The organism is Pontixanthobacter luteolus, from assembly GCF_947494915.1.
Lineage (GTDB): Bacteria > Pseudomonadota > Alphaproteobacteria > Sphingomonadales > Sphingomonadaceae > Pontixanthobacter > Pontixanthobacter luteolus.
This window is the reverse complement of record NZ_CANLWR010000001.1, coordinates 951,623-973,408: the sequence shown is the minus strand read 5'-3', so window position 1 is coordinate 973,408 and position 21,786 is coordinate 951,623. Positions and strand designations below refer to the sequence as shown.

Annotated in this window: 20 protein-coding genes and 1 tRNA gene; 5 read left to right on the top strand and 16 right to left on the bottom strand. The window is 58.2% G+C overall.

Going from position 1 to position 21,786, the window contains the following annotated elements; all coding sequences use genetic code 11:
* Nucleotides 1-69 precede the first annotated feature (69 nt).
* From PO778_RS04630 to PO778_RS04600, 7 genes are all read right to left on the bottom strand, one after another.
* Nucleotides 70-558, bottom strand: coding sequence for a protein-tyrosine phosphatase family protein (locus PO778_RS04630; RefSeq protein WP_160729903.1), 489 nt, complete (start codon nucleotides 556-558; stop codon nucleotides 70-72).
* A gap of 191 nt (nucleotides 559-749) precedes the next feature.
* Nucleotides 750-825 (bottom strand) — tRNA-Lys (locus PO778_RS04625).
* A gap of 112 nt (nucleotides 826-937) precedes the next feature.
* Nucleotides 938-2,056, bottom strand: a complete 1,119-nt coding sequence (rodA, locus tag PO778_RS04620) for a rod shape-determining protein RodA (protein WP_271438776.1) — start codon at nucleotides 2,054-2,056, stop codon at nucleotides 938-940.
* Nucleotides 2,053-4,104, bottom strand: coding sequence for a penicillin-binding protein 2 (mrdA, locus tag PO778_RS04615; RefSeq protein WP_160729901.1), 2,052 nt, complete (start codon nucleotides 4,102-4,104; stop codon nucleotides 2,053-2,055). Before mrdA ends, rodA begins: the two co-directional genes overlap by 4 nt.
* A complete protein-coding gene (gene mreD, locus PO778_RS04610) occupies nucleotides 4,104-4,658 on the bottom strand; it encodes a rod shape-determining protein MreD (protein ID WP_271438775.1) in 555 nt (184 codons plus the stop codon). The genes mrdA and mreD overlap by 1 nt, the downstream gene beginning before the upstream one ends.
* Nucleotides 4,658-5,548 (bottom strand): rod shape-determining protein MreC, encoded by an 891-nt coding sequence (locus tag PO778_RS04605; protein ID WP_160729899.1) that lies wholly within the window; start codon nucleotides 5,546-5,548, stop codon nucleotides 4,658-4,660. Before PO778_RS04605 ends, mreD begins: the two co-directional genes overlap by 1 nt.
* A gap of 12 nt (nucleotides 5,549-5,560) precedes the next feature.
* Complete coding sequence (locus PO778_RS04600; protein WP_160729898.1) at nucleotides 5,561-6,604, bottom strand: rod shape-determining protein; 1,044 nt, start codon at nucleotides 6,602-6,604, stop codon at nucleotides 5,561-5,563.
* Between the two features lie 189 nt (nucleotides 6,605-6,793).
* Here PO778_RS04600 and mutL point away from each other — a divergent pair, with 189 nt between their 5' ends.
* The 3 genes from mutL to yaaA all read left to right on the top strand — a co-directional run bounded on the left by mutL (nucleotide 6,794) and on the right by yaaA (nucleotide 10,832).
* Entirely contained in the window at nucleotides 6,794-8,608 is a 1,815-nt protein-coding gene (gene mutL, locus PO778_RS04595) for a DNA mismatch repair endonuclease MutL (RefSeq protein ID WP_271438774.1), read from the top strand.
* A gap of 270 nt (nucleotides 8,609-8,878) precedes the next feature.
* On the top strand, nucleotides 8,879-9,346 hold the full coding sequence (locus PO778_RS04590) for a hypothetical protein (protein ID WP_271438773.1): 468 nt from the start codon (nucleotides 8,879-8,881) through the stop codon (nucleotides 9,344-9,346).
* Between the two features lie 700 nt (nucleotides 9,347-10,046).
* Nucleotides 10,047-10,832 (top strand): peroxide stress protein YaaA, encoded by a 786-nt coding sequence (yaaA, locus tag PO778_RS04585; protein WP_271438772.1) that lies wholly within the window; start codon nucleotides 10,047-10,049, stop codon nucleotides 10,830-10,832.
* Nucleotides 10,833-10,867: 35 nt separating this feature from the next.
* Here the strand turns inward: yaaA and PO778_RS04580 are convergent, their stop codons facing one another.
* The 9 genes from PO778_RS04580 to PO778_RS04540 all read right to left on the bottom strand — a co-directional run bounded on the left by PO778_RS04580 (nucleotide 10,868) and on the right by PO778_RS04540 (nucleotide 18,397).
* Nucleotides 10,868-11,332 (bottom strand): MaoC family dehydratase, encoded by a 465-nt coding sequence (locus tag PO778_RS04580; protein WP_160729894.1) that lies wholly within the window; start codon nucleotides 11,330-11,332, stop codon nucleotides 10,868-10,870.
* Between the two features lie 18 nt (nucleotides 11,333-11,350).
* A complete protein-coding gene (locus tag PO778_RS04575; protein WP_271438771.1) occupies nucleotides 11,351-12,100 on the bottom strand; it encodes a MauE/DoxX family redox-associated membrane protein in 750 nt (249 codons plus the stop codon).
* Nucleotides 12,097-12,894: a DUF1206 domain-containing protein gene (locus tag PO778_RS04570; RefSeq protein WP_271438770.1), complete on the bottom strand. Its 798-nt coding sequence runs from the start codon at nucleotides 12,892-12,894 to the stop codon at nucleotides 12,097-12,099. Before PO778_RS04570 ends, PO778_RS04575 begins: the two co-directional genes overlap by 4 nt.
* Before the next feature lie 66 nt (nucleotides 12,895-12,960).
* The gene (gene ychF / locus PO778_RS04565) at nucleotides 12,961-14,061 is read right to left on the bottom strand and encodes a redox-regulated ATPase YchF (RefSeq protein WP_271438769.1); all 1,101 of its coding nucleotides are present in this window, start codon (nucleotides 14,059-14,061) and stop codon (nucleotides 12,961-12,963) included.
* A gap of 60 nt (nucleotides 14,062-14,121) precedes the next feature.
* Entirely contained in the window at nucleotides 14,122-15,117 is a 996-nt protein-coding gene (locus PO778_RS04560; protein WP_271438768.1) for an SDR family oxidoreductase, read from the bottom strand.
* A 38-nt stretch (nucleotides 15,118-15,155) separates the two neighbouring features.
* Nucleotides 15,156-15,725, bottom strand: coding sequence for an aminoacyl-tRNA hydrolase (pth, locus tag PO778_RS04555; RefSeq protein ID WP_271438767.1), 570 nt, complete (start codon nucleotides 15,723-15,725; stop codon nucleotides 15,156-15,158).
* Nucleotides 15,726-15,832: 107 nt separating this feature from the next.
* The gene (locus PO778_RS04550) at nucleotides 15,833-16,519 is read right to left on the bottom strand and encodes a 50S ribosomal protein L25/general stress protein Ctc (RefSeq protein WP_160729888.1); all 687 of its coding nucleotides are present in this window, start codon (nucleotides 16,517-16,519) and stop codon (nucleotides 15,833-15,835) included.
* A gap of 115 nt (nucleotides 16,520-16,634) precedes the next feature.
* Nucleotides 16,635-17,555 (bottom strand): TraB/GumN family protein, encoded by a 921-nt coding sequence (locus PO778_RS04545; RefSeq protein WP_271438766.1) that lies wholly within the window; start codon nucleotides 17,553-17,555, stop codon nucleotides 16,635-16,637.
* The gene (locus PO778_RS04540; RefSeq protein WP_271438765.1) at nucleotides 17,552-18,397 is read right to left on the bottom strand and encodes a TraB/GumN family protein; all 846 of its coding nucleotides are present in this window, start codon (nucleotides 18,395-18,397) and stop codon (nucleotides 17,552-17,554) included. Before PO778_RS04540 ends, PO778_RS04545 begins: the two co-directional genes overlap by 4 nt.
* Before the next feature lie 247 nt (nucleotides 18,398-18,644).
* Between PO778_RS04540 and PO778_RS04535 the strand changes: the two genes are divergently transcribed.
* Together PO778_RS04535 and glyS are read left to right on the top strand one after the other, a co-directional pair.
* Nucleotides 18,645-19,568: a glycine--tRNA ligase subunit alpha gene (locus PO778_RS04535; protein WP_271438764.1), complete on the top strand. Its 924-nt coding sequence runs from the start codon at nucleotides 18,645-18,647 to the stop codon at nucleotides 19,566-19,568.
* Nucleotides 19,565-21,718 (top strand): glycine--tRNA ligase subunit beta, encoded by a 2,154-nt coding sequence (gene glyS, locus PO778_RS04530; RefSeq protein ID WP_271438763.1) that lies wholly within the window; start codon nucleotides 19,565-19,567, stop codon nucleotides 21,716-21,718. Before PO778_RS04535 ends, glyS begins: the two co-directional genes overlap by 4 nt.
* The last annotated feature ends 68 nt before the right edge of the window (nucleotides 21,719-21,786 follow it).

The window sequence follows — 21,786 nt, the reverse complement described above, 5'->3', positions numbered from 1 at the left end:
ATAATCTCCTGCCAGCGCCTCTAGCGGTAGCGGCGAGCAGGAGGAAGCCTGAATTGCAGGCAATAGGCTTTATCCCGTGCTGCGCAGTTGATGCGCCTGACTTGTTCTCTCGATAAAGGCCTTCCACGGCTGCGCAGCCGGATGGTCGCTATTCTCGGGTGACCAGTGTTCGCGCATGATCGCATGGGCTTCACGTGCGTCCATCCCGCATTCTATGTGATATCGGTAGAGAAAGGCCGATACCCTGAAATTGTATACGCAGTGGAGGTGTACAGGGCGCGGCGCTTGTTCCAGCGCGGCAACGAAGCACAAGTAATGCTGCTCTGTCGGCTTATTGAACGGAACTTCGATCAGCGTGTAGCCGATGCCAAGTAATTTCAGCTTCTCGCCTTCATCCTTTAACGACAACTCATGTTGCCTTGGGGCCAGGTCAATCACATGGCGAGTACCCAGAGCGGCCACCTCTTCCAGATCCGCATCCACAAGGCTACCCGACGTAGTCATAGACTCGTCGATACGCTGCCACGCGTGAATTCCTCTTGGGTCGGGGCCATCCATGGGGCCATTGCAACACCAAGTAGCTAAAGCTTCGTTAAGTTTACCTGTTTTCTCTTATTGTTCAAAGTAACCGAGACGAACATGCTCTTGAATCAGACCTTATCGACCTCAGAGCAGCGCACAGGCGCATCTGGCACTTGCAAAGACTTGTGCCATTTACGGAATGATCAGGTTTTCAGAGGAATTTGGCTTGGTGGACGCACTTGGGTTCGAACCAAGGACCCGCTGATTAAGAGTCAGCTGCTCTACCAACTGAGCTATGCGTCCATCAGCCATTTCGGGCAGTCGCCGAATCAGATCGATCAGGCGAGGCGCTGCATATAACGACCTGTTTGAAGATTTAAAGCGGTTTGATGTACAAAAAGGCATGCTGCCGTTTTCAGGTTGATATCAGCCCGCCTCGAATTGATCGGTTCCAGCGGTTTACCATCATCAGGGTTCCGATGCAGATCATGTTGGTCATCATGGAAGACCCGCCGTGGCTCATGAAAGGCAGGGGGATCCCGACCACGGGGGCGAGGCCCATGACCATCATCAGATTGATGCACACGTAAAAGAAGATCGTGGCGACCATGCCGGCTGCCAGCAGCTTTGCGAAACGGTCATTTGACGCCTTGGCGACGCCGAGCCCCCAGCGAAGAATCAGTCCGAAGATCAGCAGCACGAGCAATCCGCCTAGAAGGCCCCATTCCTCTGCCATTGTCGCAAAAACAAAGTCGGTATGAGGTTCAGGAAGGTAATTGAGATGGCTTTGCGAGCCTTCGTTAAATCCCTTGCCCGAAAATCCGCCCGAACCAATCGCGATCTTGGACTGGGTAATGTGATACCCTGAACCCAGCGGATCGCTTTCTGGATCGAGGAAAGTCGTGACGCGGCGTTGCTGATATTCCTTCAACGCAAAGAAGTAGGCCAGTGGAACAGCGACCGCGGCAGCAGCGCCGCCAGCGACGAACCACCGCATCGGTAAGCCAGCCAGGAACATCACCACCGCACCGCCAAACGCAATCGCCAATGATGTTCCAAGGTCGGGCTGGAGGAGCACCAGTGCCATAGGCGCACCGATCAGCATTCCCGCAGGCACCAATGCACGCCACGATTGCACCATTGCGCCGGGCAGCGAACTGTAGAAATGGGCCAGGGCAAGTACGATCGCCGGCTTCATCAATTCCGACGGTTGCAGCCTGAGGAAGCCAAGCTCCAGCCAGCGCTGGCTACCGCCGCCCATCGCCCCCATCGCCTCAACCGCCATCAGCAGCAGCAGGACCAAACCGTAAACCGGATAGGCCATGAAGCGCACAAAATCCCGGTTAAACAAGACCATGATGGATGCCATGAACAGGAATACACCAAACCGGAGCAGGTGCGACGATGCGAAGGGTTTGAAATTGCCTCCCGCCGCCGAATACAGCACCGCAGCGCCAAATGCGACCAGCACGAACAGAGGGATCAGCATGCCCCATGGCTGCCGAGCAATCGGTGCTGGAATGATACCGTTCATTCGGCACCGCCAACGGTTGAGGCATCGACGTTCTGCGAACGATTGATCGCCGCGTCAGCCGCCTCGGCGACGGCGCGCTGGGCTTCCGCTCTTGCTTCTGCATCGACGCTGGCGAAGATTTCTTCATCGCGTTTGGGCAGAGGCAGCACTTCTTCACCGGCCGCCTGTGCGTAGGCTGCGTATTTTCGTGCAAGCCGCTCTTCGGCATTGCCGCCCCATTGCGTTTCGAGGCCGCGGAGAGCGTCCATGCCCTTTTGCGGGTCAAACATGAATGTCATCACATCGCGTGCAATAGGATATGCGGCACCTGACCCGCCGCCATGTTCGATCACGACGGCACCGGCGTATTTCGGATTGTCGAACGGGGCGAAGAAAATGAACAGGCCGTGGTCGCGGTATTTCCATGGTCCGGATCGGCCGTCCGACTTGCTTAGCGAAACGACCTGCGCTGTTCCCGTTTTACCAGCGATCTTGATATCATCGAAGGGTAAGCGGCCCCGTCCTGCGGTGCCAGGTCCGTTCACGACATCGCTCATCGCCTGACGAATGTAATCCTTCTGATCCGACGGGAAACGGAATTTCTCGAACGCCGGGTTTTTTCCACCTAGCAACAGATTGGGCATGACCTGCTGGCCAGTGGCAATCCGCGATGCCATCACGGCCAGCTGCAGGGGGTTGGCCAGCATGTAGCCTTGGCCAATTGTCGCGTTGACCGTGTCGAAGGCTTGCCATTCGCGGTCGTACTTGCGCATTTTCCACTGAGGATCAGGCACGGTGCCATAGAACTGGCTGACGACCGGCAGCGGGAATTCCTGCCCCATGCCGCATCTGCGTGCCATCGCGGCAATCGGATCCATACCGACACGCTGTGCCATGGCATAGAAATAGACGTCGCAGCTTTGGTAAATGGCCTTGGCCATGTCCACGGCGCCGTGGCCCCGCCGGTTCCAGCAGCCGAAAACGCGGTTGCCCACGCGCAGGCCGCCGCCGCAGAAGACCTTTTCTTCCGGATCGATACCCTGTCCCATCAGCGCCATCGACACCATGGGCTTAACGGTCGAGCCAGGAGGATAGAGGCCTTTCAAAACCTTGTTTCTGAGCGGCACTCGCTCGTCATCGCGCAGCATTGAGTATTCTACGCGGCCAATTCCGTCGGAAAAGCTGTTGGGGTCGAAGCTGGGCATGGAGGCCATGCACAGCAGCTCCCCAGTGTTGCAATCCATGACCACGACGGAACCGGATTCCAGGCCGATCCTGCGCGCCGCGTAGTCCTGCAGCGGGCCGTCGATCGACAGGCGGACGGGATCGCCCTGAACATCGGAGCGGGTATCCAGATCACGGACAATCCGGCCAGAGGCAGTCACCTCCACCCGGCGCGCGCCCGGTTCGCCGCGCAATTCCTGTTCGAACTGCTTCTCCAGGCCGTCCTTGCCGATCTTATAGCCGGGCGTGATCAAAAGCGGGTTCTTGTCCAGCTCGTATTCTTCGGCGGATGCCGGCCCGACATAGCCGATCAGATGCCCGACTGATGGCCCGGTGGGATAATACCGCGTGAAGCCACGTTGCGGCACCACACCGGGAAGGTCTGGCAGGCGAACGCTGATGGCAGCAAACTGTTCAAAATCGAGGCCAGTTCCGACTTCGACCGGTTGAAAGCCGCGCGCGCCCTCCATCGCATCCTTCAAATCCTGAATGCGGGCAGGCTCGTAACCAAGAATCTCGCCCAGAGTCTCGACTGTTTTGTCGGGATTAGGCGTGCGCTCGGGAATGATGTCGACGCGGAAATCGGCGCGATTGGAGGCAAGGGGAGCGCCGTTGCGATCGAGTATCCATCCACGGCGGGGCGGGATAAGGGTAAGGTTTACGCGGTTGCTTTCAGCCTCGACCCGGTATTTCTCGTTCTCCGCAATCGCAATGTAGCCCATCCTTACGGCAAGCAAGGTACCGATTCCGGCACCAAGCCCGCCCAGGACTATGCTGCGGCGATCATATCGATTTTGGAGAGTGGCAGAGTTGATAGGCGGCTGCCGGCGACGCTTGCTGCGCATCAATGCACCCTGCGAACGCGTTTGAGGCGTATCCTGTCGAGCCTGGCAACCATGCGCGCGATAATGGGGAATAGGAGGACCGACAGCAAGGCCTGCGGACCAAGCGCCAAGATGATCAGCACCGATACATCCGACCCGGAAAGCAAAGCGGCGGAAAAGATGTAGGCGAGGATGATCAGCCCAAAAATGGTCCAGTCCTGCGCGAAGCTACGCCGGGGAAGCTGAGTCTCGGTAATTTCGATGGCGATCATGGCTGCGGACCATAGGAATATGGCAGAGCCGAATGGCTGCCCGCTGAACAGATCATCGAACAGGCCAAGCGGGAAGCCTGCCCAAACCGGCAACAGGCCGGGCCGCACCAGCCGCCAGCCCAGCAACATCAGAAAACCGAGTGGCGGGATAATCGCGACCCCGCCGCTGACAAAAAAGAACGGCAGGATGGACGCAGCCATCACGCTCAGAGTAGGAATTGAATAGGCGCGTACGGGTGAATGAACCCGGTTGATGCGGCTGCCATAGGCGTCACGGCGAGCCGAAGGATTGACGCGTTCCATTATTCGGCCAGCACCTGATCAACCGGCTGCTGCGCCCCGGCAACCGCTTCCGGCTGCCAGATGGGTTCGACGGAAACGTAATCGGTTGCCGCTGGATCACTGATGATACGGGCAATCCCACCATCATCGGTAATCTCGGTCAAGATCGCGACGGCAATTCCAGGTCGGTAATAGCCGCCGGCACCGCTGGTGACCATCACATCACCTGGCTCCAGCGGGTTGATCCCGAGGTTGATAAGACGGATTTGAAGCCGACCATCACCGCGTCCCTCTGCGAAAGCGACGACGTCTTCATCTGCAAGACGCACCGGCAGGACGCTTTGGCTGTCAGTCAGCAGCAAAACTCTGGAGATGTTCGCCGATGTTTCAAGCACACGGCCGACAACACCGCGCGGGCCGCGTACTGGCATACCAATTGCCACGCCATCGTTTTTGCCTGCTCCAAGATAGGCAAAACGGCGCGTGCTGGATGCTGTTGAGCCCACCAAACGGGCAACTGCGACCGGTCCGACTTCCTGTTCTGCAAGACCGAGCAGAACTTTGAGGCGCTGGTTTTCCTGTTCGACCGCTTTGGCTTCTTGCAGGCGGATACGGGCGAGCTCCACTTCTTCTTTCAGCTCGGCATTCTGGCTTCCGGCACGGAAGTACCCTGCGATCGAGCCAAAGAAACCCTGGCCGCCTGTGCGGGCGGTGGCGCCAGCTTCAGCAACCGGAGCGACTGCTTCCGAAGCCAGACCGCGCGGCCCCTGCCAGTTCGAAGGGCTCCAGAGAGACAATCCGAGCAGGACAGCACCAAGCACTGCGCCGATTCCGGCAGCAACATATCCAGTAAAAACCCCGTATTGCGCCCGCCGTGAATAGCTGGAGCGCCGGGAAGAGGACGGCGCCATAATTCGCCCCCGTTATGCTGTCATCAATACGCCGCGGTAGATCGGATCTTCCATGGCGCGGCCGGTCCCGATAGCAACACAGGTGAGTGGATCTTCAGCGATGCTGACAGGCAGGCCGGTTTCGTCGCGCAGATGCGTGTCGAGGCCGCGGATCAACGCGCCGCCACCGGTCAGGACAATGCCCTGGTCGACGATATCGGCTGCGAGTTCCGGCGCGGTGTTTTCCAGCGCGATACGAACACCTTCGATGATTGCACCAATCGGTTCGGCAAGCGCTTCGGCGATGTGAGCCTGATTGATGGTGATTTCCTTGGGCACGCCATTCACGAGGTCGCGGCCCTTCAAGGTAATCGTTTCGCCAATCCCGTCTTCCGGAACCATTGCGATACCGTAATCCTTCTTGATCCGTTCAGCGGTGCTTTCACCGATCAGCAGGTTGTGATGGCGGCGAACATACGAAACGATCGCTTCGTCCATCTTGTCGCCGCCAGTGCGGACCGAAGTCGTGTATGCCAGACCGCGCAGCGAAAGAACGGCAACCTCGGTCGTGCCGCCGCCGATATCGACAACCATCGAGCCGACCGGTTCGGTCACAGGCATATCGGCACCGATTGCAGCAGCCATCGGTTCGAGGATCAGGTAAACTTCGCTCGCGCCGGCGTTGCTGGCGGCATCGCGGATCGCGCGGCGCTCAACTGAAGTCGAGCCCGACGGAACGCAAATCGTGATCTCGGGATAGCGGAACATGCTCTTCGAACCATGCACCTTGCGGATGAAGTGCTTGATCATTTCTTCAGCGATTTCGATGTCAGCGATGACACCATCGCGCAGTGGGCGGATCGCCTCAATGCTGTCGGGCGTCTTGCCCATCATCATCTTCGCTTCGTCGCCAACGGCCTTGACCTTCTTGAAGCCGCCAATGGTTTCCATGGCAACGACGGACGGTTCGTTGAGGATAATTCCCTGGTCCTGAACATAGACCAGAGTGTTGGCCGTTCCGAGGTCGATGGCCATGTTCTGCGAACCGAATTTGAAAAGATTAGAAAAGAAGCTCATCAGGCGGCGATTCCGTATAGTTTTCGGGTGTTTGCCGCGAGAATCTGCGGCAGATGCGACCCGGATATGACAGGGATGAAAGCGTCTTAACGGACGCAGCCCGAAAAGGCCAAAATTTTATGCGTATCTTGCACCGGTTTTTGCACCATCGGCCTCGAATTCGCTTCGCTTCATCGCTAGGCTTGGCCAATGCCGCAAATTCGCCGTCTACCAGAAGCGCTGATCAACCGCATTGCCGCCGGTGAGGTGGTGGAGCGCCCAGCTGCCGCGCTCAAGGAACTTGTTGAAAACTCTATAGATGCTGGAGCCCGGCGCATTTCGATCAAACTGGTCGATGGGGGGCTGACCCTGCTTGAAGTAACCGATGACGGCTGCGGTATGTCGCCCGACCAGATGAGCCTGGCGCTGGAACGCCACGCAACTTCCAAATTGCCAGACGAGGCGATCGAGCAGGTCAGCACCCTCGGCTTTCGCGGAGAAGCACTCCCGTCAATCGCCAGCGTATCGCGCTTCTCGCTGGAAAGCAGACCGCATGGTGAGCAGCAGGGGTGGAAAAAGGTCGTCGATCACGGCGTGCTGGAGGAAGACACACCAGCCGCCTTGCCGCCCGGAACCCGCGTCAGGGTTGAAAACCTGTTCGGCAAGGTTCCTGCACGGCGAAAGTTCCTGCGCACGCCGCGCAGCGAGTATGGTGCCTGTCAGGATGTCGTTCGGCGGCTGGCCATGGCGCGGCCCGACATCGCGATTACGTTTGAGCACGGTGACCGCCGCGTGTTGTCGCTGCAGGGTGGCGAGACGCTGGAAGCGCGCGTGGCCGAAATCATCGCCCGCGAACTGGCCGACAACGCGGTGTCGATTGACCTGGAGCGCGGCCCAATGCGCCTGACCGGCGTGGCAGGGCTGCCAACCTACAACCGCGGCGTTGCCGACCATCAATATTTGTTCGTGAATGGCAGGCCGGTGAAGGACAGGTTGCTGACCGGTGCGGTGCGCGGCGCCTACGCAGATATGCTCGCTCGGGACAGGCACGCGGTGCTGGCACTGTTCCTTGAGCTTCCGCCTGAAGATGTCGACGTCAACGTCCACCCGGCGAAGACGGAGGTGCGGTTTCGTGACAGTCAGGCCGTGCGCGGGTTCATCGTTTCCGGACTGAGGCAGGCGCTTTCAACCGGGGATCGGCGCAGCGCGCAGTCACCCGATGCCTCCGCGATGAGCCGGTGGTCGCAAGAGCCCGTCCGGCAGGAGCCGTCCCCTGCGCTCCGGTCCATGTTCGACAGTCCCGCCTGGGCTCCGTCAGCCCCGCAAATGACGTCTGGTGTCAGTTCACCGGTTCAGCCTTACGGCGGCGAGAACGGCGATGTTCTGGCCGCCCCTCATGGCCGTGCCGAAATGGCCGATCCGGTTGACGAAGGCGCAGAGAAATACCCGCTGGGCATTGCGCGCGGACAGGTGGCTAACACCTATGTCGTCGCAGAAGCGGCAGATGGGTTGGTAATCGTCGATCAACACGCCGCCCATGAACGCCTTGTTCTGGAACGGTTGCGCAGCGCAGGCGCAGAGGAGGCGATCAAACGCAGCCAGGCACTGCTGATGCCGGAAGTCGTCGAGATGGATGAACAATCCTGCGACAGGCTGGAAGATGCAATTGCCAAACTGGCCGAGCTCGGGCTGGTGATCGAACGTTTCGGCCCCGACGCCATGCTGGTGCGCGCTGTGCCGCATTCGCTGGGCAAGGCCAACCCGCACAAGCTGCTGCAGGATATCGCAGACGATATTGCCAAGCATGGCGATGCGATCCTGCTGGGCGAAAAGCTCGATCTCGTGCTCGCCACCATGGCGTGCCACGGTTCGGTCAGGGCAGGGCGCACATTGAACGTTGCGGAAATGAACGCCCTGCTGCGCGAAATGGAACGCACACCGCGCTCAGGCCAATGCAATCATGGCCGGCCGACTTGGGTTAAACTTTCGATGGAGGACGTCGAGAAGCTGTTCGGGCGGCATTAGTGTGCGTTAGCATGCGGCTTTGTTCGGCAACTTCGACGCCTTATTGGTTAAAAGCGGACTGTCAGTTAGCGACCCGATTGCGGACGTTCCGCCCAGCCTGGTCAGGCTTGAAAGCGCGTGCCAGCACTTATAGCTTACGTGCTTCGTGGACACAGTTAGCCCCCAAGATGCGATAGGACAGACAAGATCACATTTCGCGACGGGATAATTGAAGGCTTCGAGCCCAAGTTTAGCTCAATCGCAAAGGACTGCGATCGCTACTTTGATGCATTGTTCGCTCTCACTGAGAAGGGGCTCCTCGAGACGAGCGAAGTGATTGAATGCAGCGGTAAGGGCTCGCTTTGGATATCCTATCAATATATCGAAAAAGGGCTCCTCGATCTTGTCGAGGCTGACCTGAAGCGCGATGTAACATCACGCGATTTTTACGGCCCTTTGTTTGAAAACACTCAACTGGTGTTGGCGCGCCTGTTGGAAGTTCAAGAGAATGAACGCGTCCTATCACTCTATAAATCTGCGATTGCCCATCGGCTGAAAGCGATGAAACAGGAAAGCGCGATTGTACGAAAATTTGAGAAAGGCAGTAACGCGCATGGGGCATCCAAAAAGTGGCTAAAGCATTATTCTCCAGCGCTTAAATGCATCATCAAAGACTATGATATGTTGTTGAAAGCGTCGGACAAGAGTGACCCTGAGTTGGAGAATATCAGGAAGGCAATACGAGCCTGTACCCCATAATACCAAGAGCGGACCTGTATGGTCACAATGCATCCACGTACTCGCGTATCGACTTAACCACAGCCATTGCCCGTCGGCGGATGCTGGGATCTGCTCTCATCCCCATATGATCAGTCTCAATCTTAATAAGGTAATCGGCAACTTCGTCGTCAGATTGACCGTCCCAAACCCGACTAGCCGCTTGAATAAGGTATGAGTCGTATTCATTCACTACCCAAGCATCGTCCAGTCCACTTAATCCGATAGGGTCCCATTGAGCCCACCCTATCTCGCGCAGATAGGACAGTTGAAATGTAGGGCGAGTTGCCATCCATCAGATATACAGGGCGAATGACAGCATTCCACCCCATAATCAGATGTAGAGCTTCCAGTTTAATTTGTCTGAAATCAGACGTTGAACGAAGACTGGAAACGCTGGACCAGATCGTGCGTTTTTATGTCTCGACTTTGGTCAAACTTTCGATGGAGGATGTTGAGAAGCTGTACGTGCGACATTAGGCCCTGCGGCGAGCATGGCCTGCTGATTTTGCTCGTTGGGAACTGCTTTGCGACCGGATGCGTAACAGGGTCAATCAAAACAGTTGAGCATTTCGGAGGCTGACGGGTTGTCTTCCAAACGTTCAGGCTGTTTCGTGGCCATACACGCACCGCATCCTTCGCGATTGCCGCAGTGCATCCAATTTTGAGGAATTAGTCACCAATGCTGACTCTGCTTTCGCCCGCCAAGAAGCTCAATTTTGATGAGACCACGCCGGAGCTGGACATCACCAGCCCGCGCCTGACCGATGACACGCGTGAAATTGCCCGTGTCGCGAAGAAGCAATCGGCAGCCGACCTGAAAAAACTGATGCGGATTTCGGACAAGCTGGCAGAACTGAACGCCGAGCGGTTCAAGGCGTTCGATCTGGAAGGCCGCAGCAATTCTGCGAAAGCTGCCGGGCTGACATTCGATGGCGATGTCTATTGGGGGCTGGATGCGAAAACCCTCGGCCAGGAAACCCTATCCTATGCGCAGGATCATCTGCGGATATTGTCCGGCCTCTACGGCTTGCTGCGCCCGATGGATGCCATCCAGCCATACCGTCTGGAAATGGGCACGAAGATGAAAAACCCGCGCGGCCAGTCGCTGTATGATTTCTGGGGCAGCCGGATCGGCGAGGCGCTGGAGAATGATCTATCCGGCCATGCCGATCAAACCATCGTGAACCTAGCGTCGAACGAGTATTTCAAGGCTGTCGACACGTCGGCATTGCCGGGCCGGGTCATCACCGCGTCATTCCTCAACGTGAAGGACGGGGAAGCACGGCGGTTGATGTATCACGTGAAGTTCGCCCGCGGATTGATGGCGCGCTGGATCATGGAAAACCGGATCGAACGCGCGAATGATCTGAAGAATTTCGACGCTGAGGAATACGCTTTCGATGCCAAGGCATCCAGCGCAGAGGAACTCGTATTCACTCGGAAACAGCCGCCGGTGAAGAAGTAATCAGGCTGGCGGCGTGCCGCCAACAGCGCGGCGCGCTAATCTTCGATGGGTGCATCCGGGTCGCGAACCTGGATCAGCCCGTTCGAGATCATCTCCAGCACCACTTCGCCGTTCTGGTTCAATGTCACGCCGCGCGATTTGAAGATGCCCATTTCGCGCCGCGATTTGCTGCGCCGTTTTTCGAGAACTTCAGTCTCTACGCGCAATGTGTCGCCTGGATAGACCGGTTTTTTCCAGCGCAGCTGATCCACACCCGGCGATCCGAGCCCGGCCTGTTTGTGGACCTTCATATTGTCGACCATCATCCGCATGGTCATCGCGCAGGTGTGCCAGCCGCTGGCCGATATCTTGCCGAAATGGGTTTTTGCCGCCGCGTCGTTGTCGAGATGGAATGGCTGCGGGTCGTACATCTCGGCAAACTGTGTCACCTCCTCGAGGGTGACTTCGTAATTGCCGTACTCTTGCTTTGACCCGACTTCGATATCCTCAAAATACAGCATTGGCCCTCCTGGCATTTTCTAAACGCCGTAACGAAGCAGCATCCAGATCGCCATACCCATCATCGCTAGATTTTCTGTCAACGAGACAAAGCCCAGCGGCACGCTGGCGCTGCCACCGACACAGGCGCATTTGATATCGCGTTTCTGGATATAGACCGCATAGATCACCGACGCGGCACCGATCGTGCCGATGAAGAACGCAACCGGTATCGAAACCCACGGAAGCTGCCGGCCCGCCATCAGCACCGCCGCAAGCGCCTCCAGAAAAGGATAGGCATAGGCATAGGCCACGAAGCGCTTGGCCAGCAGATCATAACCGAGGAACATGCTGGAAAACTTCTCGACATCCTGCAGCTTCAGCATGGCGAGCATGGCCATGGAGAACGCGACGAACCACTCGCCTGTTCGGACCGTAAGCACTTGCCCGAAGCTGAAGAGGCTGAGCGAGACAGCAAGCGCAAGGCCCACCGCAAACACTGCGATCACAGGCTTGTAACTGGTCGCCCCACTGTCCGGCACAGGGTTGCCAAAATGCGCACGCAAATCGGTGTATCCGCCAATCCGCTCATCACCGATGAAGGCCTGCGGAGTGGTGGACACGCCGTATTCTTTCTTGAACGCATCGGTTTCTTCGCGGGAGGTGAGGGGGTGATCCTCGACCGTGTAGCCTTTGCGTTCAAGCAGCCATTTGGATTTGATACCGTAGGGACAGACGTGATTGTCCATCATCATGCGGTACAATTTCGCAGATTGGCGAGCTTCGTTCATGCCCGGAAGCTGGGGACCTTGCCGCCGGAATCAAGCTCCGGAATAATCCGGTAGCGGGCAAGAACCAGGCTAAACAATCCGAACAGCAGCAGGCCCAGTGCCGTGAGAGTGAAGACGATACCTTCACCCGCAAGCGACGCAACCGCATCGCCGAGTGTCTTGACCTTGTCGGATCCGCCGGAAAGAAACCCTGCATTGATCAGCGACCAGCCGATGATTGCGTAAACGACACCGCGCGCAGCATAACCCACTCCGCCAAGCCAGCGCGTTGCATTTGGAGCCTGTGCGCTGATGCGGTGCATGAATTCGCCGGTCAGGCCCTTCTTCGCTTGGAAGAACGCGGTGCCGAGGAAAGCGAGGCCTAGAAGACCGAGCACAATGCCGCCGAATTCGACAGACAATACGCCGGATGCAGCGTCTTGCGCGCCGCCGCCCGAAGCCTCGCCGCTGCTGGCGAACTGGTATGCCGAATAGGCGAGGGCGAGGTGGCCGATTGCGCTGCCCGCATGGCCGATGCGCTTGGCCCAGCCTTTTTTGTCCGAACCGTTGTTCTCAATGTCGAAAACCGTCGAAGCGAAGCGGAACAGTGCATAGGCAAAGAGCCCGATAACCATGAGCCACAGAATTGCGGTTCCGGCAGGGAAGTCTTCAACCGCCTTGAAAATACCATTGGTGCCTTGGCTGATCTTGCCTGCGCTGGTCAGCGCAATCAGGCCAAGAACCGAATAAAGTATGGCGCGGCTCAGATACCCAATACGTACCAGCCAACTAAATTTTTCAGATTTATCGATCACGGCAATCCCCTTGTTGTGTGACCAACAGGCGGACGGCCAAAAGGTGCCGAGAAATTTGCTAAGCGATCAGACGTTGAACTTGAACATCATCACATCGCCGTCCTGAACAAGGTATTCCTTGCCTTCCTGACGCAGCTTACCGGCATCGCGCGCGGCGCTTTCACCGCCAAGCTCGACATAGTCGGCATAGGCGATCGTCTCCGCGCGGATGAAACCCTTCTCGAAATCGGTATGAATTTCGCCGGCAGCCTGTGGTGCTTTCGCGCCAGCCGGGAAGGTCCAGGCGCGGGTTTCCTTGGGGCCTGCGGTGAAAAAGGTCTGCAGATGAAGCAGTTCATAGCCCGCGCGGATTACCCGGGCGAGGCCGCTTTCCTCAAGACCGAGTTCGGCGAGATATTCGCCGCGATCTTCTGGCTCCATCGTAACCAGTTCTGCCTCGATCGCAGCCGACACGACAACCGCCTGGGCGCCTTCGCGTTCGGCCTTGTCGAATACTAGCGCGGATAGATCGTTGCCGGCCGCGGCATCTTCTTCAGCAACATTGCAAACGTACAGGACGGGTTTGGCAGTCAGCAGCTGTGCCTGCGCGAATACGCGTGCTTCTTCGTCATCCTTGGGTTCGGTCAGCCGGGCGGGCTTGCCGTCGCGCAGCAGTTCCAGTGCCTGGCCAAGGACGCTGGCCATTATCTTCGCTTCCTTGTCACCGCCGGTCGCACGCTTTTGGGCATTGGGAACGCGTTTTTCGAGACTTTCGAGGTCCGACAGCATCAGCTCGGTTTCGACGACTTCGGCATCGGTCAGCGGATCAACCTTGTTGCTCACGTGCTGGATGTCGTCATCTTCAAAGCAGCGGAGAACGTGGACGATCGCGTCGACTTCGCGGATGTTGCCGAGGAACTGATTGCCAAGGCCTTCGCCCTGGCTCGCACCTTTCACGAGGCCCGCGATGTCGACGAACGCCAGCTGCGTCGGGATGACTTTCGCGCTGCCGGCAATCGCGGCGATTTTGTCGAGACGTTCGTCAGGCACGGAAACCTGTCCGACGTTTGGCTCGATTGTGCAGAACGGATAGTTCGCAGCCTGCGCGGCCTGCGTCTCGGTCAATGCATTAAAAAGTGTGGACTTGCCGACATTGGGCAGCCCGACGATCCCGCAACGGAAACCCATCGTAAACTCCGGTATATGAATATGCCGCGCGCTTAGCGGCGCAAGCGGCGCTTGACCAGCCTATGCGTGATGGACAGCCCTGATCCACGGACCATAGGGCGATTCACCCAGCCATCCGACTTGCACTTCGGCGCAGACTTTGTTGATCGCCATCTGCGGTTTTGCACCGGGGTGGACTTCCTTGCGCAACGGGCGGGTTCCGGCGGGCATGGCGATAATTTCCGCAATTGCACGCGGTACATCGGCCGGATCGGTATCACCGCCGGTATTTCCGCCAGCACGCAGCTGATCGACCATCGCGGTGTAACCGTCCAGATGTGCCGGGTCTGCCCGGCTGAGGAGCTTTTCCGTCAGCGCATTAGCATTGGCCCAGATCTTGGTGGGGTAACCGCCGGGCTCGATAATCGTCACGTCGATATTGTGCTGGACGAGTTCATACGCGATCTGCTCGCTCATCGCCTCCAGCGCGAATTTGGTTGGAGAATATTGGCCGAAGCCAGGCAGCATCACGCGGCCCAATTGTGATGTGACGTTGAATATCTGGCCGGACTTGGCAGCGCGCATGGCGGGCAGGGCCGCGCGCATCATCCGGTGCGGACCAAATACGTTGGTCTCAAACATCAGCTTTGTCGCTTCCATGTCCTGAATTTCAATCGGCCCCGCAGTCGATATCCCGGCATTGTTGATCAGCACATCCAGCGCGCCGCCATTGATCCGCTCAGCCTCTGCCACGCCCGCCGCCACTTGCTCATCACTGGTGACGTCGATCTCGATGATGTGAATATCGAGCCCGTCATCCTCTGCAATTTGCCGTAATTCCTCAGCCTCTTGCCGCGGCAGATTTCGCATCGTTGCAAACACCTTTGCACCCCTGCGCGCGAAATCTTCAGCTGCCAGACGGCCAAAACCGGATGAACAGCCGGTAATCAGCACGGATTTGCCGGCCATGCCCAATGCAGGAGGTACCAGGTCCGGCTTCGACAATGCCGCTGTCGCGGTAAATGCGGTGGTTGCGGCTGCTGCGCCAAGCAAGGTCCGGCGGTTCATGGTTGGCATTGCAATTCTCCTGTAGGTTTCACAGCACTGATAGCAGATTAATTCTGCATTCGCAGCGCCACTTCGCTCATGAATCGTGCATCGTCGCCATTTACGAGCCATTCGGCCTCCGCGCCGATAGCGCCGAGCATGTCGACAAGATCGGGTGTCTCGGCCTTCGTATAGTTCCCGAGTACGTGGCCGTGCACCCGGTCCTTGTGTCCGGGATGGCCGATCCCAATCCGGACGCGCCGGAAATCAGGGCCAAGGTGGCTGTCGATCGAACGCAGTCCGTTATGCCCGGCATGGCCCCCGCCGCGCTTTACCTTTACCTTGAAGGGGGCAAGGTCGAGTTCGTCGTGGAATACGGTGAGGGCGTCCGGTTCCAGCTTGTAGAAACGTATGGCCTCGGAAACTGCGCGGCCGCTTTCGTTCATGAAGGTTGCGGGCTTGAGAAGCAGGATCTTTTCTTTGCCGATCCGGCCTTCCTGCGTCCAACCCGAAAACTTCTTCTGGACCGGGCCAAAGCCGTGCATTTCGGCGATCACGTCTACCGCCATGAAGCCGACATTGTGCCGGTGCATCGTGTATCCCGGACCGGGGTTTCCAAGGCCTGCCCAAATCTGCATCGTCATTCCCTAACCATTGGTGTTCCAAAAACAAAACGCCGGCCGCACTTTCGTGGGCCGGCGTCCTGATTTCCCACTGGGAAATTACTGGTAAGAAAACCGGGCGATTACTCGCTCTTGTCTTCCTGTTCCTGAGCAGCATCGGCGTCTGGGCCTTGCTCGGTCGCGGCGGTTTCGCCAGCTTCCATGTCTTCGCCAGTCTGGCCTTCGCCTTCGGATTTCTTGAGAGCCGAAGGAGCGACGAGGGTTGCGATGGTGTAATCACGGTCGGTGATTGCGCTCTCGGAACCTTCAGGCAGTTTGATCTCGCTGATGTGGATCGAATCGCCGACTTCCTTGCCGGTAACGTCGATTTCGATTTCCGACGGGATCTTGTCTGCTTCGCAAACCAGTTCCAGTTCGTGACGGACCACGTTAAGAACGCCGCCCTTCTTGAGGCCTGGCGATGCTTCTTCGTTGATGAAGACAACAGGGATGGCGACGTCGATCTTCGAGTCCTTCGACAGGCGGAGGAAATCCGCGTGCATCGGGCGATCTGTAACCGGGTGGAAAGCTACGTCCTTGGGAATGGTACGGAACTTTTCTTTGCCGACTTCGATCATGACGATCGAGTTCATGAAGTGTCCGGTCATGAGCTGTTTCACCAGCTCCTTGCCCTCGACGTGGATCGTGATTGGTTCTTCCTTACCGCCGTAAATCACAGCGGGTACACGGCCATCGCGACGCAGTGCACGGGAGGCTCCCTTGCCCGCCCGTTCGCGCGTCTCGGCCGGCAGGGTAAGAGCGTCGCTCATAATATTGCCTTTCGAAATGCATTATAGTGTTCTTCCGCGCCGCACCTCCAGGGATGACCACAGCCGGAAGCGCGCGCCTATATGCCCGAGTGGCGCGAATGGCAAGCAAAAGCGCCTATTGCACGCGGCGAACCGCGTAACCTTTGGCCCGCAGCAGGGTTGGTAGCCCGTCCGGACCGGCCATGTGTGCAGCACCGGCGGCAACGGTAATCGGCCCCTCCTGCTGCATCCACCCGTCCACCTTGTCTGCCCAGTCACGATTGCGGTTTACAAGCAGAGCAGCCCGCAGTTCCGGATCGGCAAGCATGCCTTGGTTCGTTTCCAGTGCGATGCCTTCCATGTCGCCCGCCAGCCATGCGGTGACCAGGTCAATCTCGTCATCCGATGCAGCGGCGGAATGATCGTCAATGATCGCTTGCAGTAGGTCGCGTTGGTCTGCCTCTGGCAGACTGTCGAAAATGGACAGCTGGTTTGCCGCGCCTTCCAGTATCAGATGGCGACCAACCTGTCCGGAAAGCGCCCTGTCGACACCATTTGCATATTCACCGGAACTGGAAGCGCTGGCCAAGGTCAAAGCCGCAGCCCATGTCTCCGTCGCCGTGAAATCGGAGCTGCGATAATTTGCGTCATCGAGAAGCGCTTGCAGCGGAGCGCGTCGTGCAGGATCAACGCGTTCATGCAGCGGCGGCAACCCGGGGGTTGCCGCAAGTGTTCCGAAAATCTCCGGAAGTCTGGCCTGGTCATCCGCCGATATCTCCAGCGCGATGGCGACTGATTGCCGCAATGCATCGCGCAATGCCGGAGTTTGCCACCGGACATCATCAGGCAAGGCGTGGATTGTGCCGAACAACCAGCCTTCTGTCTCGCCTTCACCATTTTCGACCAGCCACAGCGCGGGCGATGCATCTGCCGGTTCCAGCCCATCATCGCGCTGCGAACAAGATGCCAGCAGGATTGGCAGAAAAACCAGCGCGGCAGTGCGCTTGTTCGTTTTCAGGCGTTGGTAGAGGCGCAGGACGATTGAGCGACAGATCATTGTAATCGAACCGTTTTGATACCGCGCTGGGCCAGCACGGCCTGGACACTCTTGTCACCGGCCAGATGACCAGCGCCAACCGCGAAAAAGACTGTGCCGGGCGTGTCGAGCCGCTCATCGATCCACGCCGCCCATTTGCGGTTGCGAGATGCAAACAGAGCGTCTGCCAACACATCGTCGCCGTAATCAACGTTCATCAGGGCATCGATGCCCTCGGTGTCGCCGCTCGCCCATTCCAGCACCAGTTGATCCAGAGTGGGAACGATCGCATCGATATCGCCTGCAACCGATGCCAGATATCGTAGCTGACTATCGAGCGGCAGCCCGTCCAGCATTTCTGCCTGATACCGGTATGATTCCAGTTGGATACGCTTTTTACCTGCCGCTTTCGCCTCGATCACGCTTTCGACCCCGGCCCGGTCGGTATAACCCTGCTGGAACAGCGGGATCAGTGACAGGTTTAGCGCAGCGTACCATGGTTCGTACCTGTCAAATGCACTGATCGGCATGCTGAGCTTCTTCAGTGCCAACTCATATTGCAGTCGGGCATCGGGGCCCATCATGTCCCGCAGGTTCTCACCTGCGGGAAGAGTGCCGCTCGTCATGAAAGCTTGGGCAACAAGCGGCTTTTCATCTTCAGTTACATAAATCTCTGTCACCAGAGCATCAGAAGAAGCGAGAGCGTCGGCGATATCGTCTTTGAACCAGTCTACGCCTTTGGGAAGGATGTGGACCGTCCCGAAAAGATAAACCGTGGTGTCCTCATCCGCCACTCTCCAGAGCGCCGGAGCCTGAGCTACCACCTGATTGGGCGCCTGATCCGCAGGGGACAGGGCACCCATATCGCCGGTGGGCCTGCAGCCTGGCGCCGTCAGGGCGATCCCCAGCAGGCAGGGGAGAATGCAATTGAGCCTGAAGTTCCTGATCACGTTTACCCTTTTGCATTCTGCGATGGTTCGGCAAGTCTGCCCGGCCTAGCGCAAGCCGCGACCTGTTGCGACGGTAAAAAGATCCCGACGGGCTTTGTCAGAGTGGGTATGCTGCGCTGCGGCATTGACGCGTCACGGGGCTTGCGCCAAAGCCCCGCGCATGGCGACGAATGCACCCACTGTGCCGGCCCGTAATCCGGCGAAATCGTTTCAGGATATGATCCTCGCGCTCCATGATTTCTGGAGTGCAAATGGCTGCCTAATCCTCCAGCCTTACGACATGAGGATGGGGGCGGGCACTTTCCACACGGCCACCACCCTGCGCGCGCTTGGGCCGGAGCCGTGGAATGCGGCATTCGTGCAGCCTTGCCGCCGCCCGACAGATGGCCGCTACGGCGAAAACCCCAACCGGTTGCAGCATTATTATCAGTATCAGGTGATCCTGAAACCCAGCCCGCCGGATATTCAGGACCTGTACCTGAAAAGCCTGGAAGTGATCGGGATCGATCCGCTGAAGCATGACATCCGCTTTGTCGAAGATGACTGGGAATCGCCTACGCTCGGCGCGTGGGGATTGGGCTGGGAAGTCTGGTGTGACGGGATGGAAGTTACCCAGTTCACCTATTTCCAGCAGATGGGCGGCTTTGACTGCAAACCCGTTGCGGGCGAACTGACCTACGGCCTCGAACGGCTCGCCATGTATATTCAGGGCGTGGATAATGTTTACGACCTCGACTTCAACGGCCGCGGTGTTTCTTACGGCGAGGTGTTTCTCGAGAACGAGAAGCAGATGTCCAAGTGGAACTTCGAAGTGGCCGACACAGACGCCCTCTTCGATCTGTTCAACAAGGCCGAGGCAGAGTGCAAGAATGCACTGGAAAATCAGGTCCCTATCGCAGCCTATGAACAGGCGGTGGAGGCAAGCCACATCTTCAACCTGCTGCAGGCACGCGGCGTGATCAGTGTGCAGGAACGCGCCAGTTACATGGCCCGCGTGCGCGATCTGGCACGCGGATCGTGCGAAGCGCATATGGAGAAGGAAGCGCCCGTCTGGGCCGAGAAATATCCGGAGTGGTCGCAATGAGCGCGGATTTCCTCCTCGAACTGCGCAGCGAAGAAATACCTGCACGGATGCAGGCCGACGCGCGCGCTGAGCTGGTGAAACTGTTTCGCCGTGAAATGGATAGCGCCGGGGTATCGGTTGGCCACGTCACCGTATGGTCGACGCCGCGCCGCCTTGCGCTGATCGCACGCAGTCTGCCGCTGGAAACCGAGGCCGTAAGCGAAGAAGCGAAAGGCCCGCCAGAGGGTGCGCCGGACCAGGCCGTCGACGGTTTCTGCCGCAAGAATGGCGTCACCCGTGACCAGTTGGAAGTGCGTGACGTCAAAGGCCGTCCGACCTACTTCGCGGTGATTGAAACACCTGGCAGGGCGGTAAAGGACGTTTTGACTGACGCCATTCCGGCAATCATCCGCGACTTTAGCTGGCCCAAATCAATGCGCTGGGGCGATGCATCGATCAGCACGGAAAGCCTGCGCTGGGTTCGCCCGCTGTCTGGCATCGTCGCGCTGCTCGATGATCAGATCATCGAATGCGAGGCACACGGGGTGACCTCTGGCGCGGTAACGCTGGGTCACCGGTTCCATCATTCCGGCGACATCACGATCGGCAATGCCGGTGACTACGCGGTGAAACTGCGCGCAGGCCATGTGATCGTCGACCATGAGGAACGGCAGGACATTGTCCGCAGCGGCGCTGCCAAAGCGGCCGCCGATGCCGGTCTCAAGCTGGTCGAGGACGAGGGGTTGGTGATCGAGAACGCCGGCCTGACCGAATGGCCCGTGCCGCTGCTCGGCCGGTTCGAGGACGACTTCCTCGAAGTGCCGCCGGAAACAATCCAGCTGACCGCACGCGTGAACCAGAAATATTTCGTGTGCGAGAAGGACGGCAAGCTCGCAAATGCCTTCATCTGCACGTCGAATATCGATGCTGAAGATCCGGCTGTAGTCATCGACGGCAACCGTAAAGTCCTCGCCGCTCGCCTCTCCGATGCGAAGTTCTTCTGGGATGTGGACCGCAAGAAATCTCTCGCCCAGCACGCGCAGGGCCTTGAGCGGATAACGTTTCACGAAAAGCTTGGCACAGTTGCCGACAAAGTTGAGCGGGTCGCCAAGTTGGCGTCTTGGCTGACGTCCGACGCGGCAGCGCCCAACGGCGATCACAATCTTGCCCACAAGGCCGCAGAGCTTTGCAAAGCCGACCTCGTAACCGAAATGGTCGGTGAGTTCCCTGAACTTCAAGGACTTATGGGCGGATATTACGCCCGCGCCGAAGGTCAGCCGGACGAAGTAGCCGACGCAATCCGCGATCACTACAAACCGGTTGGGCAGGACGACGATGTGCCTACTGCGCCGATCACGGTTGCAGTCAGCCTCGCGGACAAGCTCGACAACCTTTTCAGCTTCTTCAAGATCGATATTCTGCCAACCGGGTCGAAAGATCCCTTTGCCCTGCGACGTGCTGCCCTTGGTGTTCTACGGCTTGTGCAGGCAAATGGATTGAAAATTTCGCTCGATCAGGCCGCGATTGCGTGGGGTGATACGATCGACGTGCATCTTGGCACCAAGGTTGGGGAATTCCTGCAGGGGCGTCTGGCCGTGCAGCTCAAAGACGAAGGCGTCAGGCACGATTATATCGCGGCGTCGCGTGACTGGAGCGGCCAGATCGACACGCGGGTCGACCGCGTCGAGGCGCGATCACGCGCTCTGGGCAAATTCCTCGAAAGCGAAAACGGCACCAACCTGCTCGCTGGATACAAACGCGCAGCCAATATCCTGAAGAAGGAAGATTGGGACGCGAACGGGGAACCGCCGCATACCGGCGAGGAAGACCCGCTGTCGCAAGTCGATGATCCGGCGATGAAAGAGGTGGTTGAGGCTCAGTTGGATGCGGCCAAGAAAAAGTCGCTGTCCTACGCGCCGGAAGCCGCCGAGAAGGCGCTGATAGAAGCGCTGGATGAAGCCGCACCGAAAGCTGCGGCATCCATCAGGGCCGAAGATTTCGAGGGCGCAATGACCGCGCTGGCAACCCTGCGCGCGCCGATCGACGCTTTCTTTGACGAGGTGACCGTGAATGACGATGATCCTGCAAAGCGCAAAGCGCGGCTCGACCTGCTTTCGCGGTTCCGCAATGCGGTGCAGCAGGTCGCCGATTTCAGCAAAATCGAAGGGTAGCACCTTTCATCCAAGGACAGTGTTCCATGTGTTCCATCCTGTAGGATTGCCCATAGGAAAGAACGCAT